Here is a 14652-nt window from a genome sequence, read left to right as displayed (position 1 = left end):
GGACGAGGCCCCCGATGAAGGATCAGTCGAACAGTGCGGAGACGCGGGCGCGGATGCGCTCGGCGATGCGCTCGGGCGACGCCGCAGCGTCGATCACGAGGAACCGGGCAGGCTCCGCGCGGGCCAGTTCGAGATAGGCGTCGCGCACACGGGCGTGGAAGGCCTCCTTCTCGGCCTCCAGCCGATCGAACGGCTTGTCGGCCGAGTCGAGGCGCGTGCGCGCCATGGCCGGATCGAGATCGAGGAGCACGGTGAGATCCGGAAGCGCCCCCTCGGCCGCCCACAGCGACAGATCGCGAATCTCCGCGGCATCGAGGACGCGTCCGGCGCCCTGGTACGCCACCGAGGAGTCGAGATAGCGGTCCTGCAGCACGATCTCGCCGCGAGCGAGCGCGGGGCGCACCACCGTCGCGACGTGGTGCGCGCGGTCGGCGGCGTAGAGCAGCGCCTCCGCGCGCGGTGCGATGTCGCCGCGGTGGTGGAGCACGATGTCGCGGATGAGCTGCCCGACCTCGGAGCCACCCGGCTCCCGGGTGCGCACGACCGTTCGACCGCTCTGCTCCAGCCAGATGGCGAGGAGGTTCGACTGGGTCGTCTTCCCGGAGCCGTCCCCGCCCTCCAGCGTGATCCAGAAGCCGGGGCCTGCGGTCACGAGTCCGCCTTCTCTGCCGCCTTCGCCGCCGCGTTCGCGGCCCGGGTCGCCGCCGCCTTCTTGGCCGCCGCCGAGCGGGCTGCCGACGTGGTCGACGCCTTCGCCGTCGAGGACTTCTTCGCCGTGGAGGCCTTGGCCGGGGACTTCTTGGCCGGGGCCTTCTTGGCCGGAGCCTTCTTCGCGGGAGCCTTCTTCGCCGCTCCCCGCTTGGGCGCCGGACCCTTGGCGCGCTTGTCCGCGAGCATCTGCACGGCGATCTCGAACGTGATGTCGTCCGGGGTCTGTCCCCGCGGGATGGTGACGTTCGTCTCGCCGTCGGTGACGTACGGCCCGAAGCGGCCGTCGCGCACGCGGATGGGCTTGCCGCTCACCGGGTCGGCTTCGAACTCGGCCAGCGCGCTCGACGCCCGCCGGGCGCCGTACTTGGGCTGCTGGTAGATCTCCAGCGCCTGTTCGAGCGTGACGTCGAAGATCTGCGACTCGCTCTCCAGCGACCGGGAGTCGGCACCCTTCTTCAGGTAGGGACCGAAGCGGCCGTTCTGCGCGGTGATCTCGTCCCCCGTCTCCGGGTCGACGCCGACGACACGCGGCAGGCTCAGCAGCTGCAGCGCGGTATCGAGATCGATCGTGTCCACCGACATCGAGCGGAACAGCGAGGCGGTGCGGGGCTTGGGCGCCGCTTCCTTCTTCGCGCCGCGCTTGGGCTTAGGGGCCTCGACGACCTCACCGGTGGCCTCATCGACGGCGGCATCGTCGGAGACCGGATCGTTCTCCTGCACGTAGGGGCCGAAGCGTCCGTCCTTGACGACGACGACCTTGCCGTTGTCCGGGTTCACCCCGAGGACACGGTCGCCGGCGACCGGCGCATCGATGAGCTCCTGGGCCTTCTCCGCCGTGAGCTCGTCAGGCGCGAGATCTTCGGGGACGTTGACGATGCGCGGCTTGGCCTCCGGATCCTTCGGGTCCGTCACCTCGAGGTAGGGGCCGTACTTGCCGAACCGGAGGGTCGCGGTATCGGTGATCCGCGTCGAATTCAGCGCTCGGGCGTCGATCTCCCCGAGGTTGTCGACGACCTGGCGGAGACCCACGTGCGAGTCGGAGCCGAAATAGAACGACTTCAGCCATTCCACGCGGTTCTGCTCGCCACGTGCGATGGTGTCGAGGTCGTCTTCGAGCGCCGCCGTGAAGTCGTAGTCGACGAGCTCGGCGAAGTGCTCTTCGAGCAGACGCACCACGCTGAACGCGAGCCACGTCGGAACGAGGGCCTGGCCGCGCTTGACCGCGTACCCGCGATCGAGGATGGTCTCCGGGATGGTGGCGAAGGTCGAGGGACGGCCGATGCCCTTCTCCTCGAGCACCTTCACCAGCGAGGCCTCGGTGTAGCGCGGCTTCGGCGTGGTGCGGTGCCCCTTCGCCTCTGCGGCGGACACCGCCAGCTCGTCTCCGACGGAGACCGCGGGGAGGGACTGATTCTCCGCGGCGTCGGCGTCGCTGCGCTTCTCGTCGCGGCCCTCTTCGTAGGCCTCCAGGAACCCCTTGAAGGTGTAGACCGTGCCCGAGGCGGTGAACTCCGCCGTCTGCCCGTCCGCCTCGACCGCGACGGTGACGGTCGTCGTCTCGTACTTGGCGTCCGACATCTGGCTGGCGACGGTGCGCTTCCAGATGAGGTCGTACAGCCGCTGCTCCTCGCGGTCGAGCTCGCCGGACAGCGAGGACGGTGTGCGGAAGTTCTCCCCCGAGGGGCGGATCGCCTCGTGCGCCTCCTGCGCGTTCTTGCTCTTCGACTTGTAGACGCGCGGCTTGAGGGGCACCGCGTTGTCGCCGTAGAGAGCCACGGCCTGACTCCGGGCCGCTTGCACCGCCTGGGTGCTCAGCGCCGTGGAGTCGGTACGCATATAGGTGATGTAGCCCTTCTCATAGAGGCGCTGGGCGACGCTCATCGCCTGCTTCGCGCTCATCGAGAGCTTGCGGCCCGCCTCTTGCTGCATGGTGGAGGTCGTGAAGGGCGCATAGGGGCTGCGGGTTCCCGGCTTGGCCTCGACCTTGGTGACGGTTCCCGCCCCGGCGGCATCCACGGCGCGCGCGAGGGCGGCCGCCCTCGCCTCGTCGAGGACCACGACCGCCTTCTTGAGCTTTCCGGTGTCGTCGAAGTCGGAGCCTCGGGCGAGCTGGCCGCCGTCCACGCGCACCAGGCGGATGCGGAAGGACGTACCGGTCGCGGCCGCGTCGGCGTCGACGTCCCAGTACTCCGCAGAGACGAACGCCATGCGCTCACGCTCGCGGTCGACGATCAGGCGGGTCGCGGCGGACTGCACCCGGCCGGCCGAGATCCCGGTCTTGACCTTGTACCAGAGCACGGGCGAGACATCCCACCCGTAGAGGCGGTCGAGGATGCGCCGGGTCTCCTGCGCGTCGACGAGGGCGTGGTCGAGTTCACGGGTGTTGCCGACGGCGGCCTGGATCGCGTCCTTGGTGATCTCGTGGAAGACCATGCGCTTGACCGGCACCTTGGGCTTGAGCGTCTCCAGCAGGTGCCAGGCGATCGCCTCACCCTCGCGGTCCTCATCAGTGGCGAGCAGGACCTCATCGGCGTGCTTGAGCGCGCGCTTGAGCTCGGCGACCGTCTTGGTCTTGCGGTCCGAGACCACGTAGTAGGGGTCGAAGCCGTTGTCGATGTCGATGGAGTACTTGCCGTACGCCTTCTTGTCCTCGGCTGGGATGTCCTTCTTGTCGGCGAGGTCGCGGATGTGCCCGACAGAGCTGAGCACCTCGTAACCGTCGCCGAGGTATCCCTGAATAGACCGCATCTTCGTCGGGGACTCGACGATGACGAGCTTCTTGCCTTCAGCCAAGGGGCGTCCTTTCTTCGAAGCACACCATACACACCGCTATCAGGGGTCGTTCACAGCGGGCGAGGGGTAGAGCCGCCGTCATGGTTCCTCGGGTGGCCCGGCACGAGCGCGGGAGACGGCAGCGAGTCCAGCGTACGCCGCCTCCACCGACACGGTCGCCACATACCCTTGCAGCGAACAGCTCGTCAGGGCCGCCCCGCTCGCCGCGGCGACCCTGGCGGCCAGCGCACACGGCTCGTCCGCCGTCGGCACCGCGCCGCTCGCGGCATCCGCGGCGGCGAGCGCGGCGGCGTCGGCAGCGCCCGCCGCCCGCTGTGCCGTGACCGCCGCGCCGCCCACCGCCGCAAGACCGACGGACAGCGTGGCGCTCACCACGAGGAGCGCGGCCGCGAGCGCCGAGCCCGCCATCAGCGGCCCCCGTCCAGCGCACAGCTCGAGGCGCGCAGCGGGACGCTGACGACCGCTCCGAGGGAGAGCCGGAGCGTCGCCGTGGCGCACACGAGGTCGCCCGCAGGGGCGAACGCGGCACCGGCGCCAGGGATCGCCTCGTGGACGACCCGGGCTGCCGCCGCCGGGTCCTCGCCGCGGCCGAGCAGCCGCGCGGCGTCGGCGGCCGCATCCTGCAGCGCGACCTGCCTCGACGCCGCCACGAGAGCACCCGCCCCGAGCAGCAGCACCAGCACGATGGCCGGCAGGGCCAGGGCGAGCTCCGCCGCGACGGCGCCACGGTCACCACGCCACCGCCAGTGCGCCGGGGGCGCATCGGCATCGGGTACGCCGCCCGTCATGAGACAGTCAGAGCTCGACGGACGAGGCCCGTGAGGATTCCCCGCACCTCGTCCGAGCGCATGATCGCCACGAGCAGACCGGCGAAGGCGACCGCGGCCATGGTGGTGATGGCGTACTCGGCGGTCGCTGCGCCGGTGTCGTCTCCGAAGAGAGCCCGGGCGCGGCGCCGGTTCAGGGTGGGCAAGGTGTCGTTCATCTTCATACCTCTTTCTTTGGGTGATCACGGAAGGGTCAGGTCGGCAGGGGTGTAGAGGCGAGCACACTGAGCAGGAGGGGCGCCACACCGAGCAGGAGGAACGCCGGGAGCGTGCAGACGCCGAGCGGAAGCAGCAGCCGCGTGGAGAGGCGCGCGGCGCGAAGACGCCCCTGGACCCTCGCACGATGCCGGTCCTGTGCCGCCGCCGCACGCAGCAGCTCCACGGCGGGGACGCCAGCGGCACGCGAGAGCTCGAGAACCTGACCGACGCGGTCGCGCTCGGCGGGATCGACGACTCCGGTCTCGGTGACGAGCGCGACGGCGCGGTCGATCGGTGCACCACCCGTGAGCGCGACCGCGACGAGCTCCGCCGTCATACCCGGCGTCCCCGGCTCGGGACGCGCACGGCGCAGCAGTCGTCTCGTCCACAGCCGGGCGACCGCGACCAGCAGCAGGCCGACGACGACGCACGCACCCCCGAGGGGGTTGCCGATGATGGCACCCAGGGTGTCGAAGCCCAGCGCGACGCCGAGCAGCAGACCGGCCAGCGGCATCCAGAGCAGCAGTCGCGCCGTGCCCGCCGGTTCGGCCAGGGCCACCCGGACGTCGTCCGCCGCCGACGCGGCATCGCGCAGCGCCTCGGCGATGGTGCGGAGCACGTCGGCCAGCGGCGCTCCGACCGTCGTGGCGACCTCCCATGCCGCCGCCAGCTCCGTCCACATGCCGCCCTGCGCCTCGATCGCCGCGACCAGGGGCACCCCCTCGTCCGTTCGTTCCAGCACCGCCGTCGCAGACGGGTCTCCCGTTCCCGCGAGGTGCCGCCAGGCGACGAGCGGGATCGCCCCGGCCTGCAGGAGCACCGCGAGCGTCTGGACGGAATCGGCGACATGCGGACCGGCCGCCGATGCCGGCCTCGGCACACGGGGCGTCACCACGGCTCGACCTCCTCGATCGCCAGCCGCTCACCCGCGAGCACGAGACGACCGGTCTTCGCGATGCGTCGCGCCCCGCCCGGGGTGCGTTCCAGGTGCAGCACGATGGTGAAGGCGCTCACCGCCTGTCGCGCGAGGGCGACCGCGTCCATGCCGGCGAGCGCGCCCAGGGCCTCCAAGCGCGCGGGCACGTCCGCCAGACCGCTGGCGTGCAGGGTGCCCGCGCCACCGTCGTGCCCGGTGTTGAGCGCGGTGAGCAGCTCGCGGACCTCCTCCCCTCGGCACTCGCCCACCACGAGGCGGTCCGGACGCATGCGCAGGGACTCACGGACCAATCGCGCCAGATCGATCTCGCCGGCGCCTTCGAGATTGGCCTGACGGGCCTCCAGTGCGACATGGTGCGGGTGCCGCGGCCTCAGCTCCGCGACGTCTTCGATGGTGACGATGCGCTCATCGGGCGGGACCTCCGACAGCAGGGCCGACAGCAGCGTCGTCTTGCCGGAGCCCGTGCCGCCGGTGAGCAGGAGGTTCGCCCGGTCGCGGACGAGCACGCCGAGCCAGCGCCTCTGCCGCGCATCGAAGGCCCCGCGCGCCGCGAGCGCATCGAGGTCGGCCGCGTGTACGCGAGGGACGCGGATCGACACGGCTGTGCCCAATGCCGACACCGGAGCGAGGGCGGCGTGCACCCTGACGCCCGAGCCGAGCCGCACATCGACGCACGGCGTCTGATCGTCGAGGTGTCGCCCTCCGATCGCGACGAGCGCCACGGCGAGCTCGCGGACCTCACGTTCCGTGGCCCGCCAGTCCGGCACGCGTTCCGCCCCGCTCCCTCTATCCACGAACAGCGCGTCCGCGCCGTTCAGGAACACGTCCGTCACCTCGTCGTCGACGAACGGCGCGAGCAGGGCGAATGCCGGCTCGCTCCGGAGCGCCTCCTGCGGAGCGCGCGATGCAGCACGAGTCCCGGAAGAGCGAGGGCGGATGACGAATCGATCAGGCATACGGCGACGGTAGGCCGCGGCTGTGCGCGTCGACCGCGAGGGGCGTGTGCTCCGTCGGACCCTGTGCACAAGCAGACGCCACCCGCAGCGGTGCAGGAGCCGACCGCGGCGGACGAGGAGGCGGGAGCGCTCCCATGAGAAAGGGCGGCACCTCACGGGGGGAATGAGATGCCGCCCACGGCGGCTCTCGATCGGGGGAATCGGGCACGCCAAGGCCGGAATGAGATTTCGGCTGTCGTCGAGTGTACGCAAGGCGACCGTCCTGACAAAACCCACTCGACTACCGACTTTCGGCAGTATTCGAGGGTCAGGGGCGGGGATAGATTCACCCTGACCTGGTCGCACTCCCCCTGCGGCCATGCCTGCACGACCCGAACGCCGCAAAGGAGCGCCTGCCGATGAGCAGTCAGATCGATCACCTTCTCGACGAGACCCGGCGCTTCGCGCCGTCGGAGGAGTTCGCCGCCAAATCCGTCGCCTCGCAGGAGCTCTACGAGCGCGCCGCCGCGGACCGCGAGGGCTTCTGGGCCGACCAGTCACGCGAGCTCGTCCACTGGCACAAGCCCTTCACGCAGGTCCTCGACTGGAGCAACCCGCCCTTCGCCAAGTGGTTCGACGACGGGGAGCTCAACGTGGCGTACAACTGCCTCGACCGGCACGTCGAGGCCGGCAACGGCGACCGCGTCGCGCTCTTCTGGGAGGGTGAGCCCGGCGACAGCCGCCGCATCACCTATGCCGAGCTGACGGACGAGGTCAAGCGCGTCGCGAACGTGCTCGACGAGCTCGGCATCGGTCAGGGCGACCGGGTCGCGATCTATCTGCCGATGATCCCCGAGGCGATCGCCGCGATGCTCGCCGTGGCGCGCGTGGGCGCCATCCACTCGGTCGTCTTCGGCGGGTTCAGCGCGGACAGCCTCCGCTCCCGGATCGACGACGCCGGCGCCAAGCTCGTGATCACCGCGGACGGCGGGTACCGCAAGGGCCGCGTCTCCGCGCTGAAGCCGGCCGTCGACCAGGCGCTGGCCGACCGCGGCGAGGGCGAGCAGCAGACCGTCGAGCACGTGCTCGTGGTCAAGCGCGGTGAGAACGAGGTGGAGTGGACGGAGGGCCGCGACCTGTGGTGGCACGACGTCGTCCCCGCCGCCTCCGCCGACCACACCGCCCTGGCGTTCCCCGCCGAGAACCCGCTCTTCATCCTGTACACCTCGGGCACGACAGGGAAGCCGAAGGGCATCCTGCACACCTCCGGCGGCTACCTCACCCAGGCGGCCTACTCGCACAAGAACGTCTTCGACCTGAAGCCGGAGACCGACGTCTACTGGTGCACCGCCGACATCGGCTGGATCACCGGACACAGCTACGTCGCCTACGGTCCTCTCGCGAACGGCGCGACGCAGGTGCTCTACGAAGGCACGCCCGACACCCCGCACCCCGGCCGCTGGTGGGAGCTCATCGAGAAGTACAAGGTCTCGATCTTCTACACGGCGCCGACCGCCATCCGCTCGTTCATGAAGATCGGTCGCAGCGTTCCCCAGAAGTTCGACCTGTCCTCGCTCCGCGTGCTCGGCTCGGTCGGCGAGCCCATCAACCCCGAGGCCTGGATGTGGTACCGCGAGGTCATCGGCGCCGGCTCGACGCCGATCGTCGACACCTGGTGGCAGACCGAGACCGGCGCGATCATGGTGTCGGCGCTCCCCGGGATCACCGCCACGAAGCCCGGCTCGGCGCAGGTGCCCCTGCCCGGCATCTCGATCGATGTGGTCGATGAGCAGGGCGTCGAGGTCGGCAACGGCAACGGCGGGCTCCTCGTCATCACCGAACCCTGGCCGAGCATGCTGCGCGGCATCTGGGGCGACCCGGAGCGTTTCCGCGAGACGTACTGGGAGAAGTTCGAGAAGCAGGGCTACTACTTCGCCGGCGACGGTGCGCGGCTCGACGAGGACGGCGACCTCTGGCTGCTCGGACGCGTCGACGACGTGATGAACGTATCGGGCCACCGCCTGTCGACCGCGGAGATCGAGTCCTCGCTCGTCGCGCACGAGGCCACGGCCGAAGCCGCCGTCGTCGGCGCCTCGGACGAGACCACGGGTCAGGCGGTCGTGGCGTTCGTGATCATCAAGGAGAGCTACCTCTCCGCGCACGACCCGGCGGGACTCGCCCAGCAGCTGCGGCTCTGGGTGGGCGAGCAGATCGGCGCGATCGCCCGTCCGCGTGACGTCTACATCGTCGGCGAGCTGCCGAAGACCCGCTCCGGCAAGATCATGCGGCGTCTGCTCCGCGACGTGGCCGAGGGTCGCGAGGTCGGCGACACGACGACGCTCGCCGACACCGCCGTGATGAGCATCATCTCCGCCCAGGTCAAGTAACGCCAGCCCCCGGGTTCATGTCGAGACCCCCTGCTGCAGACGTCTGCAGCAGGGGGTCTCGACGTGCACCCGGGGGCTCGGCGAGCCGGGGCACGGGAACTACGCGAGGCGGAACGTGACCTCGACCTCGACGGGACTGCCGAGCGGGAGCTCCGCGACGCCGACCGCGGCGCGGGCGTGCCGGCCTTCCTCTCCGAAGATCTCGCCGAGCACCTCGCTCGCGCCATTGATGACGGCGGGCTGTCCGGTGAAGCCCTCCGCCGAACCGACGAACCCGCCGACGCGGACCACACCGGCGATCCGATCGACACCGCCCGCGACATCGGCGGCCGCGGCGAGCGCGTTCAGGGCGCAGGTCCGGGCGAACGCCTTGGCGTCCTCCGCAGAGACCTCCGCACCGACCTTCCCGGTTGCCGGAAGGGCACCGTCGACGAACGGGAGCTGGCCCGAGGTGTACACGAGTCCGCCGTGCACGACGGCCGGCACGTAGGCGGCGACGGGAGCGGCGACGGCGGGCAGCTCGATGCCGAGCTCGGAGAGGCGGGTGGCGACGCTCATGCCTGGCCTCCCTCGAACTGGCGCGAGGCCTCGGCGGCGGCGGCGAGACCGGCGTTGGCCGAGCCGTCCGTCGTGACGGGGCGCTTGAAGTAGGCGACCAGACCGCCTTCGGGGCCCTGCACCACCTGGACGAGCTCCCAGCCCTGCTTGCCCCAGTTGTTGAGGATGGCCGCGGTGTTGTGGATCAGCAGCGGCGTGGTGAGATACTCCCACGTGGTCATGGCACTCCTGTCGATCGGGGCGCGTCCAGGGCAGACCGGGCCGCGCTCGTCAAAGCCGGTATTCAGGGAACTCCCCTACGATCAAGCGTATGCCCCAAAAGAACCGCACGGTGAAGGGCGTGCTCGGCGGTCTCGTCGGGCTCGTCGGACTGAGCGCCATCGCCGGTCTGCTGGTCACCGCCAGCGTCACCCCTGTCCTCGCGATGACCGGCGTCGCCGGCTCCACGGCGCTGACGATCTTCGATGAGCTGCCCGAGGTGCTCAAGGTCGACACCCCGATGGAGCAGTCGACCATCTACGCGACCAACCCCGAGGGCAAGCCGGTCGTGCTGGCGTCGTTCTACGAGCAGAACCGCGTGCCGGTCACCTACGAGCAGGTCGCGCCCGTCCTCTACGACGCGATCCTCTCCAGTGAGGACAAGAACTTCTACACCCACGGCGGCGTCAACCTCGGCGCGACCGTGAAGGCCCTCGTCGACAACGTGCGGGGCACGTCCAGCCGCGGCGCCTCGACGATCAGCCAGCAGTTCGTGAAGAACGTCCGCATCCAGCAGTGCGAGCAGAACGTCAACACGGCCTCCGAGACGTACGCGGACGAGCTGCAGCAGTGCTGGCAGGACGCCACCAACGCCTCCGGTGTGGACGGCATCGAGCGCAAGCTCCAGGAGATGCGCTACGCCATCCAGATCGAGAAGGACTACTCGAAGAACGACATCCTCCTCGGGTACCTGAACATCGCGAACTTCGGCGGCACCGTCTACGGCATCGAGGCCGCCGCGCGCTACTACTTCTCCACGTCCGCGGCGAAGCTCACCGTCGGCCAGGCGGCGACACTCGCCGGGATCGTGCAGAACCCGAACACGTATCGCATCGACAAGCCGGGCGGGACCTACACGACCAAGGACGGGGTCGCGCACAACTCCGAGGCGGACGGCTACAAGGACGCGAAGGACCGCCGCGACTACGTGCTCGGCCGCATGCTCACGGACGGCAAGATCACCCAGGCGCAGCACGACGAGGCGAAGGCCGCCGCGATCACGCCCGCCATCAAGGTCCCGACCCAGGGCTGTGCCGCCGCCGGTCGCAACGCCTACTTCTGCCAGTACGTGAAGTCGATCGTCGAGAACGACGAGGCATTCGGTGCGGACATCCAGGAGCGTCGCGACCTGCTGCGCCGCGGTGGCCTGAAGATCTACACGACCCTCGACTTCCGCGTGCAGGACCCGGCGGCCGAGGAGATGGCCAACGTCGTCCCGGCGAACTTCGACAACAAGTACTTCGGTGCTGCCGGCGTCTCGATCGAGGTCGGCACCGGCCGCATCCTCTCGATCACGCAGAATACGAAGTTCTCGGAGACCCCGACCACCGACCAGCAGTACTCGTCGCTCGTCTTCGCCGGTGACCAGAAGTACGGCAACTCCGGCGGCTTCCAGGTGGGCTCGACCTATAAGCTCTTCACCCTTATCGACTGGCTCGAGAAGGGCCACTCCGTGCGGGAGAACCTGAACGGGACCGTGCAGACGAACCTGCAGATCCCCGTCTGCGGCAGCCCCCAGCCGACGGACACCGCGAAGATCGGCAACTTCGGCCGCAGCCGCGGCTATCCGGGGACGCCGATGACCTTCACGGCGCAGTCGCTCAACAGCGGCTACTTCGCAATGGCCTCCAAGCTCGACGTCTGCGACATCAACAAGGTCGCCGACAAGATGGGCGTCACGCTCGCCAGCGGCGAGAAGGTCACCGAGGAGAACGTCCCCTACGACGTCCTCGGCCCGAAGAACATCTCTCCCATCGCGATGGCCAACGCCTACGCGACGGTCGCCAGCGGCGGCACCTACTGCACGCCCCGCGCGATCGACAAGGTGATCGACGCCGAAGGCAAGGAGCGCCCGCTTCCCAAGGCCTCCTGCACCGAGGGCGTGCTCTCGAAGGAGGTCGCGGCGACCGCGGCCTATGCGCTGCAGGGCGTCATGGCCGGCGGTGGCACAGGCTCGCGAGCCAACCCGTTCGACGGCACCCCGCTGATCGGCAAGACCGGTACGCACGACCTGTGGTCGACCATGATGATCGAGTCCAGCACCAAGGTCGCGACCGCGGTCTGGGCCGGCCGCTCGAACGGCAACCACGACAACGTGTTCAACGTCTGGACCGGCAGCCACCTCCTCAACGAGGTGCGGTACCCGCTCGCCCGCGCCGCGCAGCACGCCGCGAACCAGGCCTACGGCGGTGACCGGTTCCCGGAGCCGGACGGCAACCTCATCCGCCAGATCCGCGTGGACGTGCCCGATGTCGTCGGCCAGACCGTCGAGGAAGCGACCGCGACCCTCGAGCGGGCCGGTTTCCAGGTCTCCGTGGGCGATCCGGTGGACAGCGACAAGGCGACGAACATCGTCGTCGAACAGAGCCCGTCCGGTCAGGCCACTGCCGGGGCCACCATCACGATCTCGCCCAGCAACGGCAACGGCGCGACCGTCCCCGATGTGACAGGGCAGAGTCCGACCGAGGCCAACGCCGCGCTCGTCGCCGCCGGCTTCACGACGGTCGAACGAGAAGGCTCCTGTAACGCGGAAGACGCGACGGTGACTGCGACGACCCCGGCCGCGAACTCTGCGGCGACGAAGGCCACGCCGATCCGAGTGTCGTGCAAGTAGGCACGTCCCGCGCGGCGCACCCGGCCCTCATCGCGCTCGGCGCGGTGGGGGCCGTCGGTGCGGCCGCCGCGATCTGGGGTATCGGCATCGAGCGGTACCTGTTCACGGTGCGGGAGGTCTCGGCGGAGGCGCTTCCGGCGGGCGCGGCGCCGCTGCGCATCCTGCACCTCTCCGACGCGCACATGGCGCCCTGGCAGCACCGGAAGCAGGACTGGCTCGCGTCCCTGGCCGATCTGAAGCCCGACCTCATCGTCAACACGGGCGACAACCTCGGGCACGAGGAGGGCTTGCAGGGCATCCGCCGGGCGTTCGCCCCCTTCGCCGGTGTTCCCGGAGTGTTCGTGCACGGCTCCAACGACGTCAACGGCCCCTCCCCCCGGAATCCGCTGCGGTACTTCGCCGGACCATCGCAGAAGCACCGCGAGCCCACTCTGCTCGACACCGCCGCGATGGACCGCTACTTCACGGACGAGCTCGGCTGGGCCGACCTGAACAACACGGCGACACGCCTCACGGTGCGCGGCGAGGCGGTCGACCTGTTCGGCGTCGACGACGCCCATCGCGACTGGGAGCGCCTCGACGTGCTGCCCGCGGCGCTCGAACAACTCGGGTCCCGGTCGGACGCCACCCCCGTGCTCGGCGTCACGCATGCGCCGTATCAGCGCGTGCTCAACGGCTTCGTCGACCTCGGCGCGGACGCCATCCTCGGCGGGCACACCCACGGCGGACAGGTCTGTCTTCCCGGTTTCGGCGCCATCGTGGCCAACTGCGACATCCCCCTGAAGCAGGCCAAGGGACTCAGTACCTGGACGCATGGCGACCGTTCGGTGCCCCTCAACGTCAGCGCAGGCTGCGGGCACTCCATCTACGCGCCCGTCCGCTTCGCGTGCCGTCCCGAGGCGACACTGCTCACGCTGACCCCGCACGCGTGACCCCGCGAACGGTTCCGCCACGCGAGTGGACGGCTCGATTCGGCGCTGGAGACATTTCGCTGTAGACTCGGAGGGTTGCAAAACGGGGTGTGGCGCAGCTTGGTAGCGCGCTTCGTTCGGGACGAAGAGGTCGCAGGTTCAAATCCTGTCACCCCGACCAGTGACACGAGTAGGCCGCCCGCAGGGGCGGCCTTCTCTGTATCGGGATGTCGTGCGAGAGGGGAACGCATGGGGAGGCTCCTGCCACCGCCGCGGCGTTCGACGCGCGTGTGGGCCGTCGCCCTCGGACTCCCCTTCCTCCTCGGCGTCGCCCTCCTCACACTCACGCCCGCGCGCGTGGAGCAGACGATGCCCAACCTGCTCGACCTCCTCCTTCGCGCGATCCAGCGTCTCGGCTGGACGAGCCTCGACTTCACGCGACTCGAGGTTCTGGCGAACGTCGCCGTCTTCATCCCCGTCGGGGTGCTCGCGTTCCTGCTCGTGCCCCGGCGCGCGTGGCTGCTATCGCTGCTCGTGGGTCCGGCCCTCTCGCTGGCGATCGAGACGGCGCAGTACCTCGCCCTCCCCCACCGCGCCGCGACTGTGAGCGACGTGCTGGCCAATTCCACCGGGGCGAGCATCGGCGTCGTCCTTGCGATATTCTGCACGCTGCTCGCGGCCACACCGTCCTCCCGGCCGCGAACACCTACAGTGGAGGCATCATGACTTCGCCCTCTCTCGTCGCCTTCGACCTCGATGACACCCTTGCCCCTTCCAAGGGCACGATCGACCCGCAGATCGCCGCACTCCTGGGTGAGCTGCTGCGTTCGGTGGACGTCGCGATCATCTCCGGCGGCAACGAGGCGCAGTTCCGTACGCAGGTGGTGGCGCAGCTCGCCGACGCCGACCCGGCGGCCCTCGCCCGACTGCACCTGCTCCCGACCTGCGGCACGCGGTACCTGCGGCATGACGGCACCGATTTCGTCGCGGTGTACGCCCATGATCTGAGCGACGAGGAGAAGACCGCCGCCCTCACCGCGCTGCGCGAGGAGGCCGAGCGTCTCGGGCTCTGGGAGGCCGAGCCCTGGGGCGAGATCCTCGAGGATCGCGGCTCGCAGATCACGTTCTCCGCGCTCGGTCAGCAGGCCCCGCGCGACGCGAAGCATGCGTGGGATCCGACGGGTTCGAAGCGCGGCGCGCTGCGCGATGCCGTCGCCGCGCGGCTCCCGGGCCTCGAGGTGCGCTCGGGCGGCTCGACCTCGATCGACATCACCCGCGCCGGGATCGACAAGGCGTTCGGCATGCAGCAGCTCGCCACCCACACCGGGATCGATCTGACCGCGATGCTGTTCTATGGCGACCGCCTCGACGAGGGCGGCAACGACTACCCCGTCCTGGCGCTCGGAGTGCCAGCGGTGGCCGTCGAGGGCTGGGAAGACACGGCTGCCCGTCTGCGGGAACTGCTGCCGACCCTCTCCACCCGGGTCTGACGGGCACAGCCGCACGACGAGACGACGCCTGCA

14 protein-coding genes and 1 tRNA gene are annotated in these 14652 nt (G+C 70.0%); 6 read left to right on the top strand and 9 right to left on the bottom strand.

Annotation, left to right across the window (positions count from 1 at the left end):
• Window positions 1–22: 22 nt before the first annotated feature.
• From tmk to B2W79_RS07600, 7 genes are all read right to left on the bottom strand, one after another.
• The gene (gene tmk, locus B2W79_RS07630) at window positions 23–652 is read right to left on the bottom strand and encodes a dTMP kinase (protein WP_292788327.1); all 630 of its coding nucleotides are present in this window, start codon (window positions 650–652) and stop codon (window positions 23–25) included.
• Window positions 649–3504, bottom strand: coding sequence for a type I DNA topoisomerase (gene topA / locus B2W79_RS07625; RefSeq protein ID WP_071328866.1), 2856 nt, complete (start codon window positions 3502–3504; stop codon window positions 649–651). The genes tmk and topA overlap by 4 nt, the downstream gene beginning before the upstream one ends.
• Before the next feature lie 78 nt (window positions 3505–3582).
• The gene (locus tag B2W79_RS07620; RefSeq protein ID WP_071328867.1) at window positions 3583–3912 is read right to left on the bottom strand and encodes an Rv3654c family TadE-like protein; all 330 of its coding nucleotides are present in this window, start codon (window positions 3910–3912) and stop codon (window positions 3583–3585) included.
• A complete protein-coding gene (locus tag B2W79_RS07615; RefSeq protein ID WP_292788324.1) occupies window positions 3912–4292 on the bottom strand; it encodes a TadE family type IV pilus minor pilin in 381 nt (126 codons plus the stop codon). Before B2W79_RS07615 ends, B2W79_RS07620 begins: the two co-directional genes overlap by 1 nt.
• Window positions 4289–4489, bottom strand: a complete 201-nt coding sequence (locus B2W79_RS07610; RefSeq protein WP_414683547.1) for a DUF4244 domain-containing protein — start codon at window positions 4487–4489, stop codon at window positions 4289–4291. The genes B2W79_RS07615 and B2W79_RS07610 overlap by 4 nt, the downstream gene beginning before the upstream one ends.
• Window positions 4490–4524: 35 nt before the next feature.
• Window positions 4525–5424: a type II secretion system F family protein gene (locus B2W79_RS07605; RefSeq protein ID WP_292788321.1), complete on the bottom strand. Its 900-nt coding sequence runs from the start codon at window positions 5422–5424 to the stop codon at window positions 4525–4527.
• Window positions 5418–6422, bottom strand: a complete 1005-nt coding sequence (locus B2W79_RS07600) for a TadA family conjugal transfer-associated ATPase (protein ID WP_292788319.1) — start codon at window positions 6420–6422, stop codon at window positions 5418–5420. The genes B2W79_RS07605 and B2W79_RS07600 overlap by 7 nt, the downstream gene beginning before the upstream one ends.
• 398 nt (window positions 6423–6820) lie before the next feature.
• Between B2W79_RS07600 and acs the strand changes: the two genes are divergently transcribed.
• Window positions 6821–8788 (top strand): acetate--CoA ligase, encoded by a 1968-nt coding sequence (gene acs / locus B2W79_RS07595; protein ID WP_292788317.1) that lies wholly within the window; start codon window positions 6821–6823, stop codon window positions 8786–8788.
• Window positions 8789–8887: 99 nt separating this feature from the next.
• Here the strand turns inward: acs and B2W79_RS07590 are convergent, their stop codons facing one another.
• Window positions 8888–9346, bottom strand: a complete 459-nt coding sequence (locus B2W79_RS07590; protein WP_071328872.1) for a RidA family protein — start codon at window positions 9344–9346, stop codon at window positions 8888–8890.
• Window positions 9343–9567: a hypothetical protein gene (locus tag B2W79_RS07585; protein ID WP_060921874.1), complete on the bottom strand. Its 225-nt coding sequence runs from the start codon at window positions 9565–9567 to the stop codon at window positions 9343–9345. The genes B2W79_RS07590 and B2W79_RS07585 overlap by 4 nt, the downstream gene beginning before the upstream one ends.
• An 89-nt stretch (window positions 9568–9656) precedes the next feature.
• On the opposite strand from B2W79_RS07585, the gene B2W79_RS07580 reads away from it, so the two are divergent.
• From B2W79_RS07580 to B2W79_RS07560, 5 genes are all read left to right on the top strand, one after another.
• A complete protein-coding gene (locus B2W79_RS07580; RefSeq protein WP_071328873.1) occupies window positions 9657–12218 on the top strand; it encodes a transglycosylase domain-containing protein in 2562 nt (853 codons plus the stop codon).
• Window positions 12209–13150 (top strand): metallophosphoesterase, encoded by a 942-nt coding sequence (locus B2W79_RS07575; protein ID WP_292788313.1) that lies wholly within the window; start codon window positions 12209–12211, stop codon window positions 13148–13150. Before B2W79_RS07580 ends, B2W79_RS07575 begins: the two co-directional genes overlap by 10 nt.
• Window positions 13151–13233: 83 nt before the next feature.
• Window positions 13234–13310 (top strand) — tRNA-Pro (locus B2W79_RS07570).
• A gap of 68 nt (window positions 13311–13378) precedes the next feature.
• Entirely contained in the window at window positions 13379–13855 is a 477-nt protein-coding gene (locus B2W79_RS07565) for a VanZ family protein (RefSeq protein WP_083391731.1), read from the top strand.
• A complete protein-coding gene (locus B2W79_RS07560; protein WP_071328876.1) occupies window positions 13852–14619 on the top strand; it encodes an HAD-IIB family hydrolase in 768 nt (255 codons plus the stop codon). Before B2W79_RS07565 ends, B2W79_RS07560 begins: the two co-directional genes overlap by 4 nt.
• Window positions 14620–14652 lie beyond the last annotated feature (33 nt).

Source organism: Microbacterium sp. UBA7513, assembly GCF_002478345.1.
Lineage (GTDB): Bacteria > Actinomycetota > Actinomycetes > Actinomycetales > Microbacteriaceae > Microbacterium.
This window is presented reverse-complemented; position numbering and strand designations above follow the sequence as displayed.

Coding starts and splice junctions, on each gene's coding strand:
- B2W79_RS07620 (WP_071328867.1), bottom strand. CDS start 3,912: ATGGCGGGCTCGGCGCTCGCGGCCGCGCTCCTCGTGGTGAGCGCCACG.
- B2W79_RS07615 (WP_292788324.1), bottom strand. CDS start 4,292: ATGACGGGCGGCGTACCCGATGCCGATGCGCCCCCGGCGCACTGGCGG.
- B2W79_RS07610 (WP_414683547.1), bottom strand. CDS start 4,489: ATGAACGACACCTTGCCCACCCTGAACCGGCGCCGCGCCCGGGCTCTC.
- B2W79_RS07600 (WP_292788319.1), bottom strand. CDS start 6,422: ATGCCTGATCGATTCGTCATCCGCCCTCGCTCTTCCGGGACTCGTGCT.
- acs (WP_292788317.1), top strand. CDS start 6,821: ATGAGCAGTCAGATCGATCACCTTCTCGACGAGACCCGGCGCTTCGCG.
- B2W79_RS07590 (WP_071328872.1), bottom strand. CDS start 9,346: ATGAGCGTCGCCACCCGCCTCTCCGAGCTCGGCATCGAGCTGCCCGCC.
- B2W79_RS07585 (WP_060921874.1), bottom strand. CDS start 9,567: ATGACCACGTGGGAGTATCTCACCACGCCGCTGCTGATCCACAACACC.
- B2W79_RS07580 (WP_071328873.1), top strand. CDS start 9,657: ATGCCCCAAAAGAACCGCACGGTGAAGGGCGTGCTCGGCGGTCTCGTC.
- B2W79_RS07565 (WP_083391731.1), top strand. CDS start 13,379: ATGGGGAGGCTCCTGCCACCGCCGCGGCGTTCGACGCGCGTGTGGGCC.
- B2W79_RS07560 (WP_071328876.1), top strand. CDS start 13,852: ATGACTTCGCCCTCTCTCGTCGCCTTCGACCTCGATGACACCCTTGCC.